This is a genomic window from Leptothoe sp. PORK10 BA2 (assembly GCF_034932105.1).
GTDB lineage: Bacteria > Cyanobacteriota > Cyanobacteriia > Phormidesmidales > Phormidesmidaceae > Leptothoe.
This window is the reverse complement of sequence record NZ_JAYGIG010000119.1, coordinates 22,209-40,685: the sequence shown is the minus strand read 5'-3', so window position 1 is coordinate 40,685 and position 18,477 is coordinate 22,209. Positions and strand designations below refer to the sequence as shown.

Genomic DNA, 18,477 nt, shown 5'->3' with positions numbered 1-18,477 from the left:
TCGTCAGCTCAATAGTTAGCTCGATGCCGTTTCCGATCCGGTGCCATGGTCCAGCTGTTTCTGAATTGTCTGCACGAAGACGGGTTCAGAACAGCCAGGATTAAACTTGGTGGCAACTAGGGCGGCTTCCCTGGCAATTTCGGTAGCGGTTAGGGGTTGTTGGTAGAGAATTTCTAAGGCTCCCAGGGCAAATCGACAGCCTGATCCCACGGCCCAAAATTTGGAGTATTCATTGACCTGGCGGTAGGGGTTAATGGAAAAAATACCATAGGGATTGATCAACATGGCCGTGAGCCACTGGGATTCAGTGGGCTGGCCTTTATCATTGCCGTTGTCTGTTTTCATGTAGTAGTCGGACTTGAGGGTATCCTGCTGAGCCAATAACCAACGAAAGACATCTGTCCGTGACGCTAGCCGAGCTGGCTCGCTACGCCCTAGGAGGTCTTCAAAGATTCGCATCACGGCACAGGAGCCAGAGACGCCTAAGATGCTTTCACCATAGGTAATGAGCTTGGAGGCATTGACCTGGTATTCGGCCAGAAGCATCAGACCGCTATCGCTACTGCTAATTTGGGTATCGCATGCGATCGCAACCTCATCACCCTTTTGGACAGCCGTAATAATCGTCATGGGACAACCAGAACCTATCAACTAACATCAATGGGTTAAGCATGCCCGAAAAGCTGCTGCTTTAGGTGATGAAGCAATTCGCAAGCGCCTCAGACAGCTTAGACATGACGGCAGCCGTCGGGCCGAGGCTCCCCACCCCCCTAAAAAACTGCCCACATCTATCAATTCTTCTAACGGTTAATGCCAGGATGATTGCCTACAATCATCTTAGAGAAATAACATCCGTCAGGTTAGTCAGGAGCATAGACATTCCTGCAAACTTTGAGCTCCAAAGCTAACCTGAGCCGCAACCGACCAATGCATTGGTCAGTTGCTACAAACGCGACATAGAAGAAGAGGTCAGTTCGTGGTCAATCTAAAACAGCTTGCTAAACTCCCCTTTAAGGCCTTTGGGTCAAAGTCCTCCAAAACCTTTAAACCCGAGGTATTCGACAGCCATGTGATGACCACCTACGGTCGTTTTCCCCTGGCCTTGACCCATGGGGCAGGCTGCCGCGTGTGGGATGACCAGGACAATGAATATTTGGACTTTGTGGCCGGGATCGCCACCTGCACCCTGGGCCATGCCCATCCGGTGATGGTGGAGGCTGTGACCCAGCAGATTCAAACCCTGCACCATGTATCGAATCTGTATTACATTCCAGAACAGGGGGCCTTGGCCCAATGGCTCACCGAGCATTCTTGTACGGACCGGGTATTTTTCTGTAACTCAGGAGCTGAGGCTAACGAGGCAGCCATCAAACTGGCCCGGAAATATGGCCACACTGAGCTGGGCATCGAGGAGCCGGTGATTATTACCGCCCATGCCAGCTTCCATGGCCGCACCCTGGCGACCGTTACCGCCACAGGTCAGCCCAAATACCAAAAGAACTTTGCCCCGTTGGTCCCTGGGTTTCACTATGTGACCTATAACGATATCGAGGCATTGGAAGGTGCGATCGCATCCCTTAATGCCAACGGTCCCCAGGTCGCCGCTATTCTCCTAGAAGCCCTTCAGGGCGAAGGGGGCGTCAATCCGGGCAATATTCAGTACTTCAAGCGGGTGCGTGAGCTGTGCGACCAGCATAAGATCCTGCTGATCCTGGATGAAGTCCAGGTGGGTGTGGGCAGAACCGGTAAGCTCTGGGGCTACGAAAATCTAGACATTGAGCCCGATGTGATCACCGTCGCCAAGGGCCTCGGTGGCGGTATCCCCATTGGCGCAATGCTCTGCAAATCTAGCTGCGACGTCTTCCAACCCGGAGACCATGCCAGCACCTACGGCGGCAACCCCTTCGTTTGCGGTGTGGCCCTAGCCGTATGTCAAACCCTAGAGTCAGAGCACCTCATGGCTAACGCTAGCGCCAGGGGACAACAACTACGCCAAGGGTTACTGAAATTAGTGGATACCTACCCGCACCTATTTGAGCAAGTCCGGGGTTGGGGACTGATTAATGGTCTGGTACTCAAGGCCGAAGCACCACTAAAATCTCTCGATATCGTCAAAGCAGCTACAGCCCAAGGGTTGTTACTGGTACCGGCCGGCCCCAATGTGATCAGATTTGTTCCACCCTTGATTGTCAACCCATCGGAGGTTAACGAAGCCCTTGAAAAACTGACTACAGCCATCAAAAACATTACCTAGGCCAGAGACAATTGAGCAATCAGCTAACCTGGCAAACGGGAAAATTAAGATAGCTATTTGCTAACTAGGCGACCGTTGGTCACATGTAAAACCTGGGAGGAGGTGAGCCATTTAGCGTCAAAAGATCCCAGATGGGTTGTGGTAATCAGGGTTTGAAAACGATCCTGGATCGTATCGAGCAGCTGATTTTGGCGATTTAAGTCCAACTCAGCCAGCACATCATCCAGCAACAACAGGGGAGGCTCCCCCACCACCGATTCAATCAGCTGTAGCTCTGAAAGTTTTAGGGCTAATACCAGTGTGCGCTGCTGTCCTTGGGAACCGTACTGGCGAGCTGGCGTGTCGTCAATCGAGAAGTCAATGTCATCTCGATGGGGACCCACTAAGGTGGTGCGCTGATAATACTCAGCTGTGGTGCGGGTTTTGAGCTGATCAAGAAACGCCTGTTGAATCTCATGGGCATCATCACTGTAGATCCCACTGTCCAGCCCACTGGCAAGCTCAACATTAGGGGCGTAGCGAATCTCCAATTGCTCAGTGCTACCGCTAATGGCTTGGTGCCATGACTGGGCAATGGGAATCAGCCGTTTGAGCATACGGGCACGTCGCCTAATGACACGGGTTCCGAGGGTGACTAGCTGGGCATCCCATAGGGCCAGCTGGGTCGGCTCAAGCTGAGGTGGCTGGTCTGGTGCTCTCTCCGCCGTCTGCTGTTTGATAAAGGCATTCCGCTGTTTAAGCACCTGGTGATATTGCTGCAGAATGTAGACATACAAGGGTTCTAGCTGCATTAGTAAGGTATCGGTCCAGGTACGTCGTTGCCCCGGACCGCCCCGCACCAGATCTAGGTCTAAACAGGAAAATTGCACGGCATTGAGGTGACCGAGAAAATCTTGCTGACGCCGAAGAGTTTCGCCATTGATTACGGCTGTGCGGCGACTGCCACTGCGGAGGGTGAGCTGGAGGGATGACACCCCCAAGTCTCGTTTGAGATGGGCTCGAATTTGGGCAGTGGCCATGGCGGTTTGGACCAGGTCGCGATCGCGACTCGTCCGATGGGATTTCAGGGTAGCCAACAGCTCCACCGCTTCTAGCAGATTAGACTTTCCCTGAGCATTTTCCCCCAGCAGGATAGTCTTGGGTGCCAAAAATTCAACGGACTGATCACCGTAGTTGCGAAACTGATGGAGGTGCAGCGATTGAAGAAACATAGATAGCCAGGACGCTACCCTAGTCTAGGCTGAATAAACCGGCATTTTGGTCTGGTCAGGCGCCAGACTTTCCTGGACATCATTGCACCAGTCCAATACTCGATTCCAAGCCCACCACTGATCGGCATCTTGGATTTGCCGTTGACAGGCTGCACTGCTGATATAACCCACATGCCCTCCCTGGGCCGTCAGGACCAAATCAATGGCCGGATTCGCCGCACACCGCGCCTGAATATCTGGCAAGAGAGTGGGATCAAAGAGGGGATCATCAGCGGCATAGATGATCAATGTGGGCTTTTGGAGTTCTGGCAAAAGATATAAACCACTGGTAGCTGTGTAGTAGTCCTCAACAGATTTAAATCCAAGCCGCCCAATCACCATTTCATGGTCGAAGCTCCAAATACTCCTCACACGCTCAACGGCATCGGGATCAAAGGCCCCGGGATGATCTTGCTGCAGCCCGGAGAGTAGCTGATTGAGTTTGCGAGTGATCGCTTTTTCAAGATATTTACCCAGGGGAGCGTTAACCAAATATTGCAGCGATCTCAACGACTCTAATGCAGGACAGATGACAGCACAGCCGCCAATATCATCCAACGTCAACTCCAAATCTGCCCCCCATGTTGGCAAATCTTGGGCCGCCTTAACGCCCCATAAGGCCAGCAGCCCCCCCAGAGAAAAAGCCGTAAACCAAAACGGTGCCGGACAGCCCATCGCCTTAGCCGCTGCGGCAATCCTGACAAAATCCTCCCCTTCATACAAACCATCGGAGGTTAGGGTGGGGGATAATTTGGCAGTTTTGCCATGGGCGCGCCAATCATAAATCACCACCGCATAGCCTTGGGCATAGGCTTTACGCCCCATAATGCGCAGAAACCACTGATTATCAAGATCACCCGTGATGCCATAGGTCCCAATGATGGTGCCTTTAGGATGAGGCGGAATGGCCACCAGACCAAAAATGGGCACCCCTTGAGCACCTGTGAAAACCGTTTCTCGGTAAATTGGCTCGGGATCAGCCAGGGTAGTTTGCCAGTTTTTCTCGGCCCATAGCCCAGCATGGATGGTCATCAGTAGACCATTGGTCAATGGCCAAGGGGCACGGTAGACAGTAGAATTCATGGCTTATGACTGCACAGGATGACGGATCGATCAGGTTCCAATATGCCATACAGCCAGCTGGAGAATTTGCTCCTTCTGAGCAGGATTGCAGCTGCCAGATATTGGCCTATAACCTTTTTAGAAAGACCGTTTCATCCCCTCACTCAACGATGGCACAAAAGTTGATGCAGCTATTGACACTACCAGGCTAAAAGCTGCTACTATATCTGAGTTAGCAGTTGGGATTAACTAAGTATTGGTTGTCTTGGTGCTTAAATCAAATTGTTGGGGCGTCGCCAAGTGGTAAGGCAACGGGTTTTGGTCTCGTCATTCCTAGGTTCGAATCCTAGCGCCCCAGTTTAGTTATTAATTCAGTCTCATCTAGGTTGCATTCAGACCTGCAGGGTTTTACTGAGTCTGCCCCTTGAGCTGAAATCCATAGTACTCAGCCATTCAGTTTCAACACCGTATATTTACGGTTTAATTCTAGGCGAGCAGGCTCAATCAATGACTCGTCAATTCAACAAGAGTTTTTGAATTCAGGCTATTTCGCTTAGGTTGTGTGAAGCCCGTGTAGGATTTTACTGAGTCTGCCTCTTGAGCTGGAATCCATGGTACTCAGCCATTCAGTTTCCACACTGTATATTTACGGTTTGCTTGTAGGTGGGCAGGCTCAATCAATGACTCGTCAAGCCAACAAGAGTTTTTGAATTCAGGCTATTTCGCCTAAATTTTAGGTCAAAACACAAAATTCAGTTTAAAACAAACGCCACATAACTGAATTTATCTTCCATTATGAGGAAACTATCGCTTATAACCCTGCGTCTAAGTAATCAGTAGTTTCAACGAGCAATCAGGTGGTTATTAATCAAATTCGCTTAATTAATAACTCAGCTGTACGGAAGACAGAGCAAACCGCTTTGTCTAGTGCTGTCAATGGGCTATTAGGGGTTCCTTTGCGAGGGGTATGCAATACCGTCTTATCAGGTCTTCACTATCACATTAAGTTTATTCGATGGGTTTCGATGATTTGTGGAGTGAGGACGACTTAAGCGTTATATCTTAGCTAGGCGGGATAGTCAGCATGACCATAGTCAGCATTACCTAAGATAGAGCTATCGGTTTGGTCTGATATTGCTCTTTAGGATTTTGAGTTTGTGTTCCCTAGGGGTCTTAGATATGTTCTTATCGGCTCTTCATTGTCTCATCAAGCTTATTCGATAAGTGTAGGCAAGTTACGGAAATCTCCCTACAGAAGCGTTATAAAGCTATTGAGATGGGTGTTCAAATTGTCAGCTCACCACTGGCAAACATTAGCTTTAAAGGGAATTGTTCTTTTCTATTCGGACTGGAGATTTCAGTTTTTACCTTTCATCTTAAGTTGTGACTGTTTTTTGTATTTAGTTAGTAAGAAAAACCTCTGAAAATCATGCAATACCAAGGCTCGGTTATCCCTTCAACGCAGCATGTCACGGACTCCCATCACAGTTTGCCAGTCCTACCTGCCAACAAAAGCGCCACAGTAAATATCCTAGATGTTGAAATAGACAATCTTACTCGGGAGGAACTACTGCAGCGTCTAGCCACCGATGGTGGTGTAGTCGTCACTCCAAATGTGGATCATCTGATGAAGCTGCAGCACGATCAAGAGTTTCGCGATGTGTACGAGGCAGTTGACTTCCGCGTTTGCGACAGCAAAATTTTAATGTATGCCGCTCAATTTTTGGGCACGCCCATTTGTGATAAAATTTCAGGCTCTGATTTGTTGCCTTGGTTCTGTGACTATAACCGGGATAATCCTGATGTCAAAATTTATATGTTGGGTGCGGCCCCTGGTGTTGCCAAGCTAGCGCAGCAGAAGATCAATGCCCGTATCGGTCGTGAAATTGTCGTCGCTGCTCATTCTCCTTCCTTTGGTTTTGAGAAAAATCCTGAGGAATGTAAGGCGATTATCGAACGCATTCAGGCATCATCGGCCAATGTCCTGGTAGTGGGCGTTGGTGCCCCTAAGCAGGAGAAATGGATTGTGAAGCATCGCCATGCCCTGACCAATATCAAAACATTCCTAGCGGTTGGTGCGGCCATCGATTTTGAGGCAGAGCACAAGCCTCGCTCACCTGAATTTGTTACTGAGCTGGGGCTTGAGTGGCTGTACCGCACGCTGTCAGAGCCTAAGCGGCTGTGGAAGCGCTATTTGATTGAAGACATGCCGTTCTTTGGTCTAGTGTTCCAACAGTGGTTAGCGGCTAGAAACGATCGACGCAAGTCGGCATAGGAACAGATCTTAAGCATGGGTCAACCGCAGTGAGCTGAACCATGTTTGAGATACTTTCATACAGACAAAAGCCCTTGGGTGTTTTAAACACCCAAGGGCTTTTGTTTGATTTATTTGTTTGATTTATAGGACACGAAGATAACAGGCCTGCTTACAGGTCTTCGATGTAAGCCTCTTGTCCCTGAAGGTTGCGGAGCGATGGGGAATCACGATTAATGATGTAGGGAAACTGGCCCGTGACGAGGGGGACAATTAATCGACTGTCCTGGGATGCATTTAGAGCTGATAGGGTGGCTTGAGCCGTTGCGATCGCATCCGCCCCTTGCCAGCGGGTCAACCAAAGATGAACCTGGTCAATCGATTGATTACCGGGCACCGAAGAGACCGCAAACAGATTATCCCCAGGATCAATCACCATCCGCTGGGCAATGCCTGTTTTGAGCACTTCAAACGACTGGTTAATGACCGTTGCCCTAACCGTATTCTCAGTTAGGCTCCCAGTACTTTGGGCATCGCCCCACACCAGTAACTTTTCCCCCACCTGGGAGTCTACTTGGCCCTGGATAGCGGTCACAATAGCCAACACCACCGGCCCCTCAACCAGCCGATCTAAAAGACAAGAAAAAAGTTCTAAAGAAGACGTTTTAGAATTAACCGTCAGTTGGGACATATATAAACAAGCGCTCAAGTAGCGCGATACTATGGATTGGGCAATTTGGGCAATCGGGATGGATTAACGGTCCCAGGCAATGTCTTAACTTAAGGCATAAAACGTAAAGATATATTATGACAATCATCCTTAAAAACGACATCCCTTGTCCCGAGACAGGGGACAGTTAAAAAAGGTAACCTGACCGTTCCCTTTCTATTCTTCGTATTGGATATGGCACAGACAGCACAGAAAGTTGGCATTATTGGTGGAGGTCAATTGGCCTGGATGATGGCCAGCGAAGCCAAAAACCTGGGTCTGAGCCTGATCGTCCAAACTCCCCATCAGTCGGACCCAGCCGTAGCCACGGCGGATCAGGTGGTGCTAGGGGCCGTAGCCGACGCTCAAACCACCGCCCGATTATCTGACCAATGCGATGTCATTAGCTTTGAAAACGAATTTATTGATCTACCCGCCTTACAACGGCTCGCCGATCAGGGTACTTCGTTTTACCCCCAGCTACGCTGCCTGGCCCCCCTATTAGATAAGTACGACCAACGTCTGTACTGCCAACAGCTGGGCCTGCCATCTCCCCAATTTGCCACCCTCAATTCAGAGGCTGACCGCCCCAACCTAGAGGCCGCTGTTGCCTCGGTAGGACTACCCCTGGCCCTCAAAACCAGGCGTCATGGATATGACGGCCAGGGCACATTTATCCTCAAAGATCTCGACGCCGTCAGGACGACTTGGGCAACGTTGGGCCACCAACCCATTTTGCTAGAGGCCTTTGTGCCGTTTGAACGGGAGCTAGCGATCATGGTCGCCCGTTCCCAGGCTGGAGAGATTGCCCTGTATCCTGTGGTGGAATCCCAACAAATTGATCAGATCTGTCGCCGGGTGATTGCGCCAGCGACCGTCAGCCATCAAGTCCAGCAGCAGGTAGCGGATATAGCCACCACCCTGATGACCCAGCTGGATGTGGTCGGGATCTTTGGCATTGAGTTGTTTCTCACCGCTGATGGCCAGGTTTTGCTGAATGAAATTGCCCCACGCACCCACAATTCAGGCCATTACACCCTGGATGCCTGCTTAACGTCACAATTTGAGCAACAGCTGCGGGCGGTGGCGGGACTACCCCTGGGATCAGCAGCCATGAATTGCCCCCAGGCAGTGATGGTCAATTTGCTGGGCTTTGAAACCTCCACCTCCGACTATGGTCAGCAGCGAGCGGCCCTAGCAGCCATGCCCAACGCCCACCTCTATTGGTATGGCAAGGGGGAGGCCCGGACCGGACGAAAACTAGGTCATGTGACCTTAACTTGCGATCGCATCCACACCCAGGACGAATTAAATCAGCTCATTCACCAGATCGAAGCCTTGTGGTACCCGCCCCTCAAGGCCTGATGTGCCATCGTGCGGCCAGCGCCCGATAGCCTCCTAAAGGGTCTGATTTGAAATAGTGATTGAGGTAGAGAAAATCCCTCAATCATCCCTATCGATCCCCCCTGTCGATTTACCAGGACAGTGGTTATGATGACGTTAGTTTCACTACGGCGTTGGTGACTGCCAACAATGTTTCTTGATCTATGCTTTTCTCTTACGGGCATCGAACAGGATTGCGACGGCAGTATACCGGGCTTGCTCCCGGAAACTATAAATCGCAGCCACGGGCCCACCTGGATTTTCCAGGTCAAAAACTGAGGTAAGACGGCGCTGCGGTGAAACTTTCAAGCTTTGAAAAGCTCTTGATCCCATGATGATCAAGAGCTTTTTGCTGTGGAAGCGAATATCCGGTATTATGATGGATATCGCTGGTAAGTACAAATATACTATTCCATGGTTCAGTACACGATTCCCCAAAGCCCCGAAGATGTATTGATCACCGTTGCTGGACGCGACTCGGCTAAAGCTCGCGAAAAGGCAATGGATCAGCTTCTGGAAATGATGGGTAATGGTGAGCTAGCGGCAGACTTGGATGATGGCTTTACCCCAAAGGATTTTATTGAAGTGAAAGAACACGATACAGAGCCTACAGCTGAGGAAAATGCAATTGTTGAGGCTGTTCAGGTACTCAGTAACTTGGCCAACTTAAAAATGAAGGTGCAGGGCTCCCGCAGTGAAGCCCTCAAGGTCAGGGATTTGGTCGATTTGCTATTCACGGATGATGTGATTGAGGAAGAGCAACTCGAAGAGCTAAAAAACGGATTTAAGGTGTTGAAAACTTTTGCCCAGAGCAATCTGCGCTATCGTGATGCCCGGGCCAGTGCAGAAGATGCTCGCAAAGTTTTGGATTCAGCCCTAGGGTAATAGGGGGTTGAGCTAACTCCATAGATTGGGTCAACGTCTAGAGTAGTGGAGTGTTTGATATGCCGTAGTGCCATACTATGGGGTCAATTGCTGCAACAAGATTGTGAATGGGTGCCTATGACGAGTCAGCACTGTCCTGAATTACTAGCACCAGCGGGCAATTGGGATTGTGCCAGGGCGGCGGTGGAAAATGGTACGGATGCCATTTACTTTGGGCTGGATCGGTTTAATGCGCGGATGCGATCGCAAAACTTCACCGAGGCTGACCTGCCCGACCTGATGGCATTTCTCCACAGCCGGGGCGTTAAGGGCTATGTCACCTTTAATACCCTGATTTTTCCCAAGGAACTGGCCGCCGCCGAACGTTACCTGCGCACCATGATCACCGCCGGAGTGGATGCCGCCATCGTGCAAGATGTGGGTATGTGTCGGCTGATTCGTCATCTGTCACCGGACTTTCCCATCCACGGTTCCACCCAAATGACCGTCACCTCTGCCGCCGGGGTGGAGTTCGCCAACAATCTTGGGGCACAGCTGGTGGTGCTGGCGAGGGAATGTTCCCTGAAGGATATTGAGAAAATACAACAACAGACCCAAGAGATTGCCCTGCCATTGGAAGTATTTGTCCATGGAGCGCTATGCGTTGCCTATTCGGGACAATGCCTGACGAGTGAGTCCCTCGGTGGCCGGTCTGCCAACAGAGGTGAATGTGCCCAGGCTTGCCGCATGACCTATGATATGAAGGTGGATGGAGAGGTTGTAGAGCTGGGGGATAAACAATATTTACTCAGCCCCCAAGATCTCTCCGGGTTACCCGTTCTCCCAGACTTGATTAAGTCTGGTGTCAGTTGTCTCAAGATCGAAGGACGGCTTAAGGCCCCCGAATATGTGGCCAATGTCACCCGGGTGTATCGTCAGGCCCTGGATCGGGCATGGCAAGACATTGCGTTAGTTCAGCCAGAGACAAGAGAACAATCTCCAGAACACTCTTCAAAACTATCTACGCTGACATTAGGCAATCCTCCCGTCACCTATCAGCCTACCGCAGACGAGCGCTATAACCTGGAAATGGCCTTTTCTCGAGGCCTCTATACGGGCTGGTTTCGGGGCATCAACAACCAGGAACTGGTCCATGGCCGGTTTGCTAAAAAACGGGGGGTGTACCTAGGGGATGTGGTACGGGTCACCCAACAACAGGTGGAGTTAAAGGTACTGGTCCCCGTGAAGGCTGGGGATGGCATTGTATTTGACTCGGGCCATCCCGATACGGACCAAGGAGGGCGCATTTACGGCGTGGAGGCCAGGGGACAGCATGTCTGGCTAAGCTTTGGGAAGCATGACATCGATCTAGGGCAAGTGAAGCCGGGGTATAAGGTGTGGAAAACCTCGGACCCAGAGCTGGAGAAAACCCTGCGCCAAAGCTACGGTGGGGAACAGCCAAAGGTACACCAGCCCATTGAGATTGAGGTGCATGGGGGTGAAGGGGAAAAGATGGTTGCGATCGCAACCGATCCCCAAGGCCACATTGCCAAGGCGATCTCTGAAAAGGTTTTGGCGGTGGCGCATAACAAACCTTTAACCGATGAAAAGTTGGTACAACAACTTTCTCGGTTGGGGAATACACCGTTTCGGCTAGGGAAGTTGACCAACCATCTGGCTGAGGGATTGATTTTGCCAGTGAGCGAGCTGAATCGTCTACGGCGGGGGCTAGTGGAGCAGTTGTTAGAGCAACGGGAGAGACCAAAGGTTTGGGGATTGGATGGGGAGCGAGGATATGGGGATTTGTTGCCAGCAACCGATGGCCTGTTGGCTTATCCCCAAGAGCAAAGCTCCGCCCCCAAGACTTCAACCCAACCTACGCTAATTCCGCTAGTCCGCAACCTGCCACAATTACGGGCAGTGCTGGCATCGGACCTCACCACGATTTATTGCGAACTGGAAAATCCGGTGCATTATCGGGATGCGGTGGCACTGACCCGTGAGCTAAATCCTGGGGCGAGGCTCTATGTTGCACCACCTCGGATTACGAAACCAGGGGAGCAGTACATCCTCAAGCAGGTGCGCCAATGTGACGCGGATGGCTATTTGGTGCGCAATTATGACCATCTAGCATTCTTTGCCGATCGGCCCTGTATTGGGGACTTTTCCCTCAATGTGGCGAACCCGATTACGGCCAACTACTTCAAAACGGAGTTTGGGCTGGAGCGGCTGACGGCCAGCTATGACTTGAATGTGGCCCAGCTGATGGATTTACTAAAAACCACCCCCCCTGACTGGTTTGACATTACAGTGCATCAGCATATGCCCATGTTTCATATGGAGCACTGCGTATTTTGTGCGTTTTTATCGGAGGGGACGGACTTTACCAACTGTGGACGCCCCTGTGAGCAGCATGAGGTGGTACTGTGCGATCGCACCGGCACAGAGCATATTCTCCACGCTGACGCAGGCTGTCGCAATACCCTCTATAACGGCGTAGCCCAAACGGGGGCAGAGTTTATCCCCCGCCTGATGGAGCAAGGCGCTCGCCATTTCCGCATCGACTTTCTCAATGAATCACCGACCCAGGTAAAACAGATTCTTACCCATTATCAACAGCTCCTCCAAGGACAGATCACCGGTCGCCAACTCTGGCAAACCCTCCAGCTATCTAACCAACTGGGCGTCACCCGCGGCACCCTAGAGAAAAAATAAACTCACCCTAAAGATCGTGATTTAAATCACTTAATTAAATGACCTAAATCGATGCGTTTAAGGACTCAAAAAAGTTGATTTTAAACGCTGTTTAAAATCAATAAATAACCCCGACATTACTGCCGGGGCTGATTACACATATTAGGTTATTCATAAGATGTGCCTTAAGCACAAATTCAATGTAGTCAATTTTGACAACCCCGATCATAAATTACTCGTAAATATATTTAAAGAATACCTAGGAGACAATAATTGTAACTTAGATCACCTTATTTCCAGGCTCAAATCAATCTATTTAGCTACTCTTCAGACATTAAAAACCCTACTTAAATACCTATTCAAACCCAATAAATAACCCCGACATTACTGCCGGGGTTGATTACACATATTAGGTTATTCATAAGGTGTGCTTTAAGCACAAATTCAATGTAGTCAATTTTGACAACCCCGATTATAAATTACTCGTAAATATATTTAAAGAATACCTAGGAAACAATAATTGTGACTTAGATCACCTTATTTCTAGATTTAAATCAATCTATTTAGCTACTCTTCAGACATTAAAAACTCTACTTAAATACCTATTCAAACCCAATAAATAACCCCGACATTACTGCCGGGGCTGATTACACATATTAGGTTATTCATAAGGTGTGCCTTAAGCACAAATTCAATGTAACCAATTTTGGATCCTGCCACCGTAAATACACCATGAACCTAATTAAAGAATAACTGAAGCAAAGTAATTAGCTACTCAAAACAAGGCTGAAAACATTGCCTTAAAAGGATTTCTTTAAATTGAAGATGAATGCATCAATTTTATTTTTTATCAACTGACACTGGCATAAAATCCTCAGTATTGTGATGTAAATCACTTATGCGATAGAACGTCCGGATTGTAATACAGACCCTTTGTAAGGGAGATTTTCATAAATACAAGGCTATTTTCTTTGCCCATTTATGCCCCTCCATCAACCCAATAAAAAACCCCGACATTACTGCCGGGGCTAATTACACATATGGGTTTTATATAGGTTGTGTTGCAAGAATAAATTCAATTTAACCAATTCTTTGGCACACCACCATAAACCCATTGGACCTAACCAAAAGTTCTACCATTCCATCCCCACATGGCCCCTTCAGAGTCAGCAAATTCGATGTAGGTGCGGTCTGGGGGGACCCCCAAGGCGGCCTGAACCTGGGCGCAGAATTCCTGGCTCATAGTTTTGGTTTTGCTGCCCATGGTGCCCACGCTTTTGATTTCGATGTAGCAGGTGGGGTCGGTACTGCCCCCAAAGGTCATGGGGGTGCTGGGCTGAAATGCAGTCATCACATAGGACTCTGGTTTGCCAATATGTTTTGCCAAGCTGGCAGATAGCTGCTTGAGCATGTCTTCGACAGCGCCTTTAGATGGGGCATCGACGGAGGTTTGGACTTTGATAAGAGGCATGGTTATAGCAGGGATAAACAACTAATCTCATTGTGTAAAGAGGTGGAGTCCTTTGCCAACGGAGTATATCCACACATTCAGACTATCCGCCGTAGTTCCAACCGGTGGTGGATAATAATAGGGCATCGCCTTCACGGTGAATGCCTGAGCCAATGACTTCACCGACAAAGACGGTGTGGTCGCCATGCTCAACAGCGCTGATCACGCTACATTCCACATAGCCCAGGGTGTCTTTGATGATGGGGCAGCCGGTTTCGGGACCGGGATAAAATTCGATGTCTTCAAATTTGTTGCCCACCCGACGCAGAGGCTTAAAGAAGTTTTGAGCCAGGTCTTTTTGACCGTCTTCCAGCACACTCAGGGCAAAGACGCCACTGGCTTTAATCATGGCATGGGATGTGGAGTCGGCTTTGACGCAGTTGACCACTAGGGGTGGGGCAAAGGACGCTTGCATAACCCAGCTAGCGGTAAAGCCGTTGACATCTTCGCCATCTTTGACTCCACAGATGTAGAGCGCATGGGGAATTTTGCGCAGCATCGTCTTTTTGGCCTGTTCGTCGAGCATGGAATTTATCCTTCGCATTGCCTACAACAGTTCAGTTTAAACGAATTGAATTACGCAGAAACAGTAAATCTGTATGGCTGTGAACTCATTGCCCATAGTTACCCCAGTATTAGACGTACTTGAGTCAGAAATCCGTCAGCTACTGAGATAGCCCGTTTTGCTTCATCAAGGGTTACCCGACGAGATTCACCATAATCTCCAACCTGGCGGAGTTCGGCTAACCAGTTTGAATTCCTGCCATAACTTTTATCTAGACGGCCTGTTTTAACAAAGTGAAGGCTAATGGCTCGCAACACTTGGACTACTCACAGCAGACGAATTCCTTCCTGTTGAATATTTCTATAGAGTTGTGTGTTGCCTGCTTCGAAGTCATCTTGAGCAGCTGGTTTAATGGAAATCCAATGGGTTGCTTCTAATTGCAGCGGGTAAAGTAAATCAACTAATGAGCTTAGTTCTTGGGCATGATCTATTGTTGACGGCAATAACACCAATAAATCAATATCACTCGTGTCAGTCCTTTCTTGTCTAGCAGCAGAACCAAATAGGATAAGTCCCTTTAGACGCTGACCATAATGATCAACCAGTAAGGTTTTACAGGTTTCTAAGGTGCTGTTGATAGGTAGCTGGGCTAGAAAGTTCTGCGAGTTCATGTTTCTGATGCTGGTCGGGACATCTCTTGGTTAGCACCCACAGGACGGAGCGGCGGAACGCCTCCGCACTTCCTACGATTTTATATCTACTTCGATTTTGCAGCGCCCCATGGAGCTGCTCTAATGCATTGCCATGGTCGCTAGGGTAGAGAATGTGTTTCAAAAAGGAACGATCACTACCAAAATTACGTAGAGCCTAATCGAGGAAGAGTATCGTTCTCTGAGAATTTCTCCATCTAGGCCGCATAGCCAAACAGACTATCCAAATAAAGACTATTCACATGGGGTTGATTCACACCATTTTGCATGAGAAAGAGAGAAAGCGCAGCCTGCATGACCCGCTCCTGACTCCAAAGCTCGTGGGTATTCAAATAGTCCTGCATGGATAGATGTAGAGCTTCAGGAATTTCTACCATCAGGCTGACAGTGGCTGGATTTACAGCAGCTGGATTTATCGTGGCTGGAGTTGCAGTAGCTGTATTGGCCGGAACTGTAGTCATCAATCTAACGCCTCTTTAATTCAAAACACAAATTCAAAACACAACAAGCTAGAGCTTAGTACGAGCACCCTTACCCCATTGCTACTACAAACGATTTAGCAGCATCGGCACCCAGGGTAAAGCAGGAGACTTTTCACTCGGTCTCCTGATTCAGTGGAGCTTCATTGTGCAAGAGACGATCGCCCTTGGCAATGCCTGCCATTCTTTAGAATTTCCTAATTCAAAAATCTGGCTGACGGTACCAAGAGGGTTAAAGCAGTATTTTCGTTATATTGACTTACAAAGTCAGACTGATCCCCAGACGAACGAGTTTTCCACAGAAGCTGTGCATGGATTGAGCGTTGGTAGCAACCTGGGGAAAACCCTGCTTAACCTGGGGAAAACCCAAGGAAAACCCTGGGGAAAACTGCGTCTATTATTAAGAAAAAAAAATAGTGATTTTACGCAGATTGGGCATAATTCACGAGAAGTTTTTTAACAGTCAAACTATGGATGGTATAAGGGGCTACCTCACAACTTGGCCCATATAGTTGCTCCAAAGTTGGGCAGCTTCTGCACTACTGCCGTTGGTGGGGTCGTTATTGTCATTCCCCAGCCAGATACCGGTGACTAGGTCGGCGCTGGGGACAAAGCCGACAAACCAAAGGTCAACGTTGTCGTTGGTGGTACCGGTTTTGCCCGCTTCACCCAGGCCTAAATAAGCGCTAGAGCCAGTGCCACCGTTGACGGTGCCTTGCATCAGGGTGGTCATGGTGCGGGCGGTTTCGGATGTGAGGACGTCTTGGTTAACGTCGGAGCTGTTGGTGGCAAAGTCAAAGATGACGCGGCAGGTGTTGCGATCGCGACTATCTGCACAGTCGCTACTGTCCAATATCCGCTGAATACCGTGGGGCCGATTCCAGATACCGGCATTTGCGATCGCACCCACCGCCCCGGTCATTTCCAAAGGGGTCACCCCACTTTGCCCCAGCACCATCCCCGGCACCGGATCAAGTTCTGACTCAATGCCCATGGTACGAGCCAAAGCCGCAATATTATCTAATCCAGCCTCGCGAGCTACCCGGAGCGCCACCACATTCTCTGACCGGGCAAAGCCTCCATACATATCCAGGGAGCCCCCCCCCGAACGACAGCCCTCGTAAAATTGGCCACCCCAGTTAAAGTCATCACAGCTATAGGCAGTACCAGGGGAAATGCCCTGTTCTAGGGCACTGGCATAGGCAAAGACTTTAAAGGCGGAACCGGGCTGACGGATCGCCTGGGAGGCTCGATTAAACTGGCTTTGAGCATAGTCCGCTCCGCCCACTAGGGCCCGAATTTCCCCCGTGGAGGACTGCAGCGTGACTAACGCCCCTTGGGAAAAACCGGAGCGCTCCCCCAGGTTGGCAATGCCCGAACGCAGGGAGGTTTCGGCCTGGGCTTGGACCGCTAAATCCAGACTGGTTTCCACATGAAAGTTGCCCTCACGAGCCAGCCCCAGCCCCAGCAGCTGGTCCAGCTCATCAAACACATAGCTGTAAAAATAGGGAGCCCGAATGCTCTGGAGTTGGCGACGCGCCTTGGGACTAATCTCAATCCGGGAGCGCCTAGCCCGACGACCATCCTCCTGGTTGATCATGCCTAGCACCACCATGCGCTCAATCACCCGGTTGCGGTAGTCCAGGGCGTCATCGTAGCTCTGCACCGGGTTAAAGGCATTGGGGGCGGGCAAAATTCCCACCAACATGGCGGCCTCTTGAATGTTTAGGTCCTTGGCAGACTTTTCAAAATAAAACTGGGACGCATCTTCAAACCCGTAGAGATTATTGCCCAGATACACCCGGTTTAGATACAGCAACATGAGCCGGTTCTTACTGAAAAACGTTTCCAGCTTGAGGGCGACGACCATCTCACGGATTTTGCGCATGGCGCTGTCATCACTGCCCACATACTCCGGATAGATGTTGCGGGCCATTTGCTGGGTGAGGGTGCTAGCCCCTTCCCGAATGGAGCCGCTGCTGAGGTTCGTTTTGGCAGCGCGGGCAATACCCCAGGGATCCACCCCTAGGTGCCAGTAGTAGCGAGAATCTTCCGAGGCCACCACCGCCTGGGGCAAGTAGGGGGAATACTCCCGCAGCCGAGCTTTTTCGATGTGGGCCTGGTTATTGATCGGGTTGAGCAGCACCCGATCGCCATTTTCGTTGCCATAGACCGACACTGGCCCCTGCACCGACTCGGGGATGGGGCGAATGGGAATTTTGGGCCATTCAATGGCCACTACCCAGAAGGCCGCTAGGGCAATGGAGCCGGTCATACCGTAGAGACCGTAGCGAATGGTCTTGAGGTACCACGGGGCCGGGTTTCGGAACCGTAGGGTGACGGCATCGTTCAGTTCCCTGGGGCCCAGGCTGAGGACATCGCCGTCTTGCAGTTTGAAGGTTTTTAGCCGCTTTTTGCCACAGTAGGTGCCGTTGGTGGATTGCTTGTCTTTGAGGACAAAGGGGTTGCCCGGTTGGTTGCGATCGCGAGTCAACGTCAAATGGGTTTGACTCACCAACGGGCTGCGCACCACAATGTCACAGCTCTTAGAACTCCGCCCCAGCACATAGTGATCACCCACCAGGTCATACACCTGCTGCTGAGCGTCATACTCCACCACCAGCTGAGGTACCCTGGCCCCTGGCTTCAACACCAGCTGATTAAAATCTATCCGAGCGACATTTTGAATCACTTGGGTCATGGTCCCCAAGATGGTTCGAGGGGGAGACATCGATGATTTTCGAGGGGGCGGCTGAGTCATCCTGGAACGCAAGAGAATTAATTAAATTAAAAATGCATATAA

At 50.1% G+C, this 18,477-nt stretch carries 15 protein-coding genes, 1 tRNA gene and 1 other RNA gene; 8 read left to right on the top strand and 9 right to left on the bottom strand.

Translation table 11 applies throughout. The features are described from left to right. Positions 1-15: 15 nt before the first annotated feature. The gene (locus VB741_RS17950; protein ID WP_323366566.1) at positions 16-630 is read right to left on the bottom strand and encodes a hypothetical protein; all 615 of its coding nucleotides are present in this window, start codon (positions 628-630) and stop codon (positions 16-18) included. Positions 631-976: 346 nt separating this feature from the next. Here VB741_RS17950 and VB741_RS17945 point away from each other — a divergent pair, with 346 nt between their 5' ends. Further along, the gene (locus tag VB741_RS17945; protein WP_323366565.1) at positions 977-2,254 is read left to right on the top strand and encodes an aspartate aminotransferase family protein; all 1,278 of its coding nucleotides are present in this window, start codon (positions 977-979) and stop codon (positions 2,252-2,254) included. Between the two features lie 53 nt (positions 2,255-2,307). On the opposite strand, the gene recF is transcribed toward VB741_RS17945, so the two are convergent. Then, entirely contained in the window at positions 2,308-3,465 is a 1,158-nt protein-coding gene (recF, locus tag VB741_RS17940) for a DNA replication/repair protein RecF (protein ID WP_323366564.1), read from the bottom strand. 24 nt (positions 3,466-3,489) lie between these two features. Further along, entirely contained in the window at positions 3,490-4,587 is a 1,098-nt protein-coding gene (locus tag VB741_RS17935; RefSeq protein ID WP_323366563.1) for a YheT family hydrolase, read from the bottom strand. A 265-nt stretch (positions 4,588-4,852) separates the two neighbouring features. On the opposite strand from VB741_RS17935, the gene VB741_RS17930 reads away from it, so the two are divergent. Continuing rightward, positions 4,853-4,924: transfer RNA gene (locus VB741_RS17930), tRNA-Gln, on the top strand. Between the two features lie 1,131 nt (positions 4,925-6,055). Continuing rightward, positions 6,056-6,841, top strand: a complete 786-nt coding sequence (locus tag VB741_RS17925) for a WecB/TagA/CpsF family glycosyltransferase (RefSeq protein ID WP_323366562.1) — start codon at positions 6,056-6,058, stop codon at positions 6,839-6,841. Positions 6,842-6,992: 151 nt separating this feature from the next. Here VB741_RS17925 and VB741_RS17920 read toward each other — a convergent pair whose 3' ends face one another. Further along, positions 6,993-7,511, bottom strand: a complete 519-nt coding sequence (locus tag VB741_RS17920; protein WP_323366561.1) for an XdhC family protein — start codon at positions 7,509-7,511, stop codon at positions 6,993-6,995. 213 nt (positions 7,512-7,724) lie between these two features. Here VB741_RS17920 and VB741_RS17915 point away from each other — a divergent pair, with 213 nt between their 5' ends. The 4 genes from VB741_RS17915 to VB741_RS17900 all read left to right on the top strand — a co-directional run bounded on the left by VB741_RS17915 (position 7,725) and on the right by VB741_RS17900 (position 12,491). Continuing rightward, complete coding sequence (locus VB741_RS17915) at positions 7,725-8,894, top strand: 5-(carboxyamino)imidazole ribonucleotide synthase (RefSeq protein ID WP_323366560.1); 1,170 nt, start codon at positions 7,725-7,727, stop codon at positions 8,892-8,894. Positions 8,895-9,032: 138 nt separating this feature from the next. Continuing rightward, positions 9,033-9,216, top strand: a non-coding RNA gene (gene ssrS / locus VB741_RS17910) — 6S RNA. Between the two features lie 110 nt (positions 9,217-9,326). Then, positions 9,327-9,797, top strand: coding sequence for a hypothetical protein (locus tag VB741_RS17905; protein WP_323366559.1), 471 nt, complete (start codon positions 9,327-9,329; stop codon positions 9,795-9,797). Between the two features lie 117 nt (positions 9,798-9,914). Next, on the top strand, positions 9,915-12,491 hold the full coding sequence (locus VB741_RS17900) for a U32 family peptidase (protein ID WP_323366558.1): 2,577 nt from the start codon (positions 9,915-9,917) through the stop codon (positions 12,489-12,491). A 1,099-nt stretch (positions 12,492-13,590) separates the two neighbouring features. Here the strand turns inward: VB741_RS17900 and VB741_RS17895 are convergent. The 4 genes from VB741_RS17895 to VB741_RS17880 form a co-directional block, all read right to left on the bottom strand. Then, the gene (locus VB741_RS17895) at positions 13,591-13,941 is read right to left on the bottom strand and encodes a phenylpyruvate tautomerase MIF-related protein (RefSeq protein WP_323366557.1); all 351 of its coding nucleotides are present in this window, start codon (positions 13,939-13,941) and stop codon (positions 13,591-13,593) included. 82 nt (positions 13,942-14,023) lie between these two features. Beyond that, positions 14,024-14,506 carry a flavin reductase family protein gene (locus VB741_RS17890; RefSeq protein ID WP_323366556.1) on the bottom strand — a complete coding sequence of 161 codons (483 nt, stop codon included), beginning with the start codon at positions 14,504-14,506 and terminating at the stop codon, positions 14,024-14,026. Between the two features lie 305 nt (positions 14,507-14,811). Continuing rightward, positions 14,812-15,156 (bottom strand): nucleotidyltransferase family protein, encoded by a 345-nt coding sequence (locus tag VB741_RS17885; RefSeq protein WP_323366555.1) that lies wholly within the window; start codon positions 15,154-15,156, stop codon positions 14,812-14,814. A gap of 236 nt (positions 15,157-15,392) precedes the next feature. Further along, positions 15,393-15,656: a DUF2811 domain-containing protein gene (locus VB741_RS17880; protein ID WP_323366554.1), complete on the bottom strand. Its 264-nt coding sequence runs from the start codon at positions 15,654-15,656 to the stop codon at positions 15,393-15,395. A gap of 166 nt (positions 15,657-15,822) precedes the next feature. Between VB741_RS17880 and VB741_RS17875 the strand changes: the two genes are divergently transcribed. After that, positions 15,823-16,134: a hypothetical protein gene (locus tag VB741_RS17875; protein WP_323366553.1), complete on the top strand. Its 312-nt coding sequence runs from the start codon at positions 15,823-15,825 to the stop codon at positions 16,132-16,134. A gap of 27 nt (positions 16,135-16,161) precedes the next feature. On the opposite strand, the gene VB741_RS17870 is transcribed toward VB741_RS17875, so the two are convergent. Continuing rightward, positions 16,162-18,435, bottom strand: coding sequence for a transglycosylase domain-containing protein (locus VB741_RS17870; protein WP_442786389.1), 2,274 nt, complete (start codon positions 18,433-18,435; stop codon positions 16,162-16,164). Positions 18,436-18,477: the final 42 nt, after the last annotated feature.

Bases quoted from the DNA above. Each gene is read 5' to 3' on its own strand.
- VB741_RS17950 (WP_323366566.1), bottom strand. From the start codon at position 630: ATGACGATTATTACGGCTGTCCAAAAGGGTGATGAGGTTGCGATCGCA.
- recF (WP_323366564.1), bottom strand. From the start codon at position 3,465: ATGTTTCTTCAATCGCTGCACCTCCATCAGTTTCGCAACTACGGTGAT.
- VB741_RS17935 (WP_323366563.1), bottom strand. From the start codon at position 4,587: ATGAATTCTACTGTCTACCGTGCCCCTTGGCCATTGACCAATGGTCTA.
- VB741_RS17920 (WP_323366561.1), bottom strand. From the start codon at position 7,511: ATGTCCCAACTGACGGTTAATTCTAAAACGTCTTCTTTAGAACTTTTT.
- VB741_RS17915 (WP_323366560.1), top strand. From the start codon at position 7,725: ATGGCACAGACAGCACAGAAAGTTGGCATTATTGGTGGAGGTCAATTG.
- VB741_RS17905 (WP_323366559.1), top strand. From the start codon at position 9,327: ATGGTTCAGTACACGATTCCCCAAAGCCCCGAAGATGTATTGATCACC.
- VB741_RS17900 (WP_323366558.1), top strand. From the start codon at position 9,915: ATGACGAGTCAGCACTGTCCTGAATTACTAGCACCAGCGGGCAATTGG.
- VB741_RS17895 (WP_323366557.1), bottom strand. From the start codon at position 13,941: ATGCCTCTTATCAAAGTCCAAACCTCCGTCGATGCCCCATCTAAAGGC.
- VB741_RS17890 (WP_323366556.1), bottom strand. From the start codon at position 14,506: ATGCTCGACGAACAGGCCAAAAAGACGATGCTGCGCAAAATTCCCCAT.
- VB741_RS17885 (WP_323366555.1), bottom strand. From the start codon at position 15,156: ATGAACTCGCAGAACTTTCTAGCCCAGCTACCTATCAACAGCACCTTA.
- VB741_RS17880 (WP_323366554.1), bottom strand. From the start codon at position 15,656: ATGACTACAGTTCCGGCCAATACAGCTACTGCAACTCCAGCCACGATA.
- VB741_RS17870 (WP_442786389.1), bottom strand. From the start codon at position 18,435: ATGACTCAGCCGCCCCCTCGAAAATCATCGATGTCTCCCCCTCGAACC.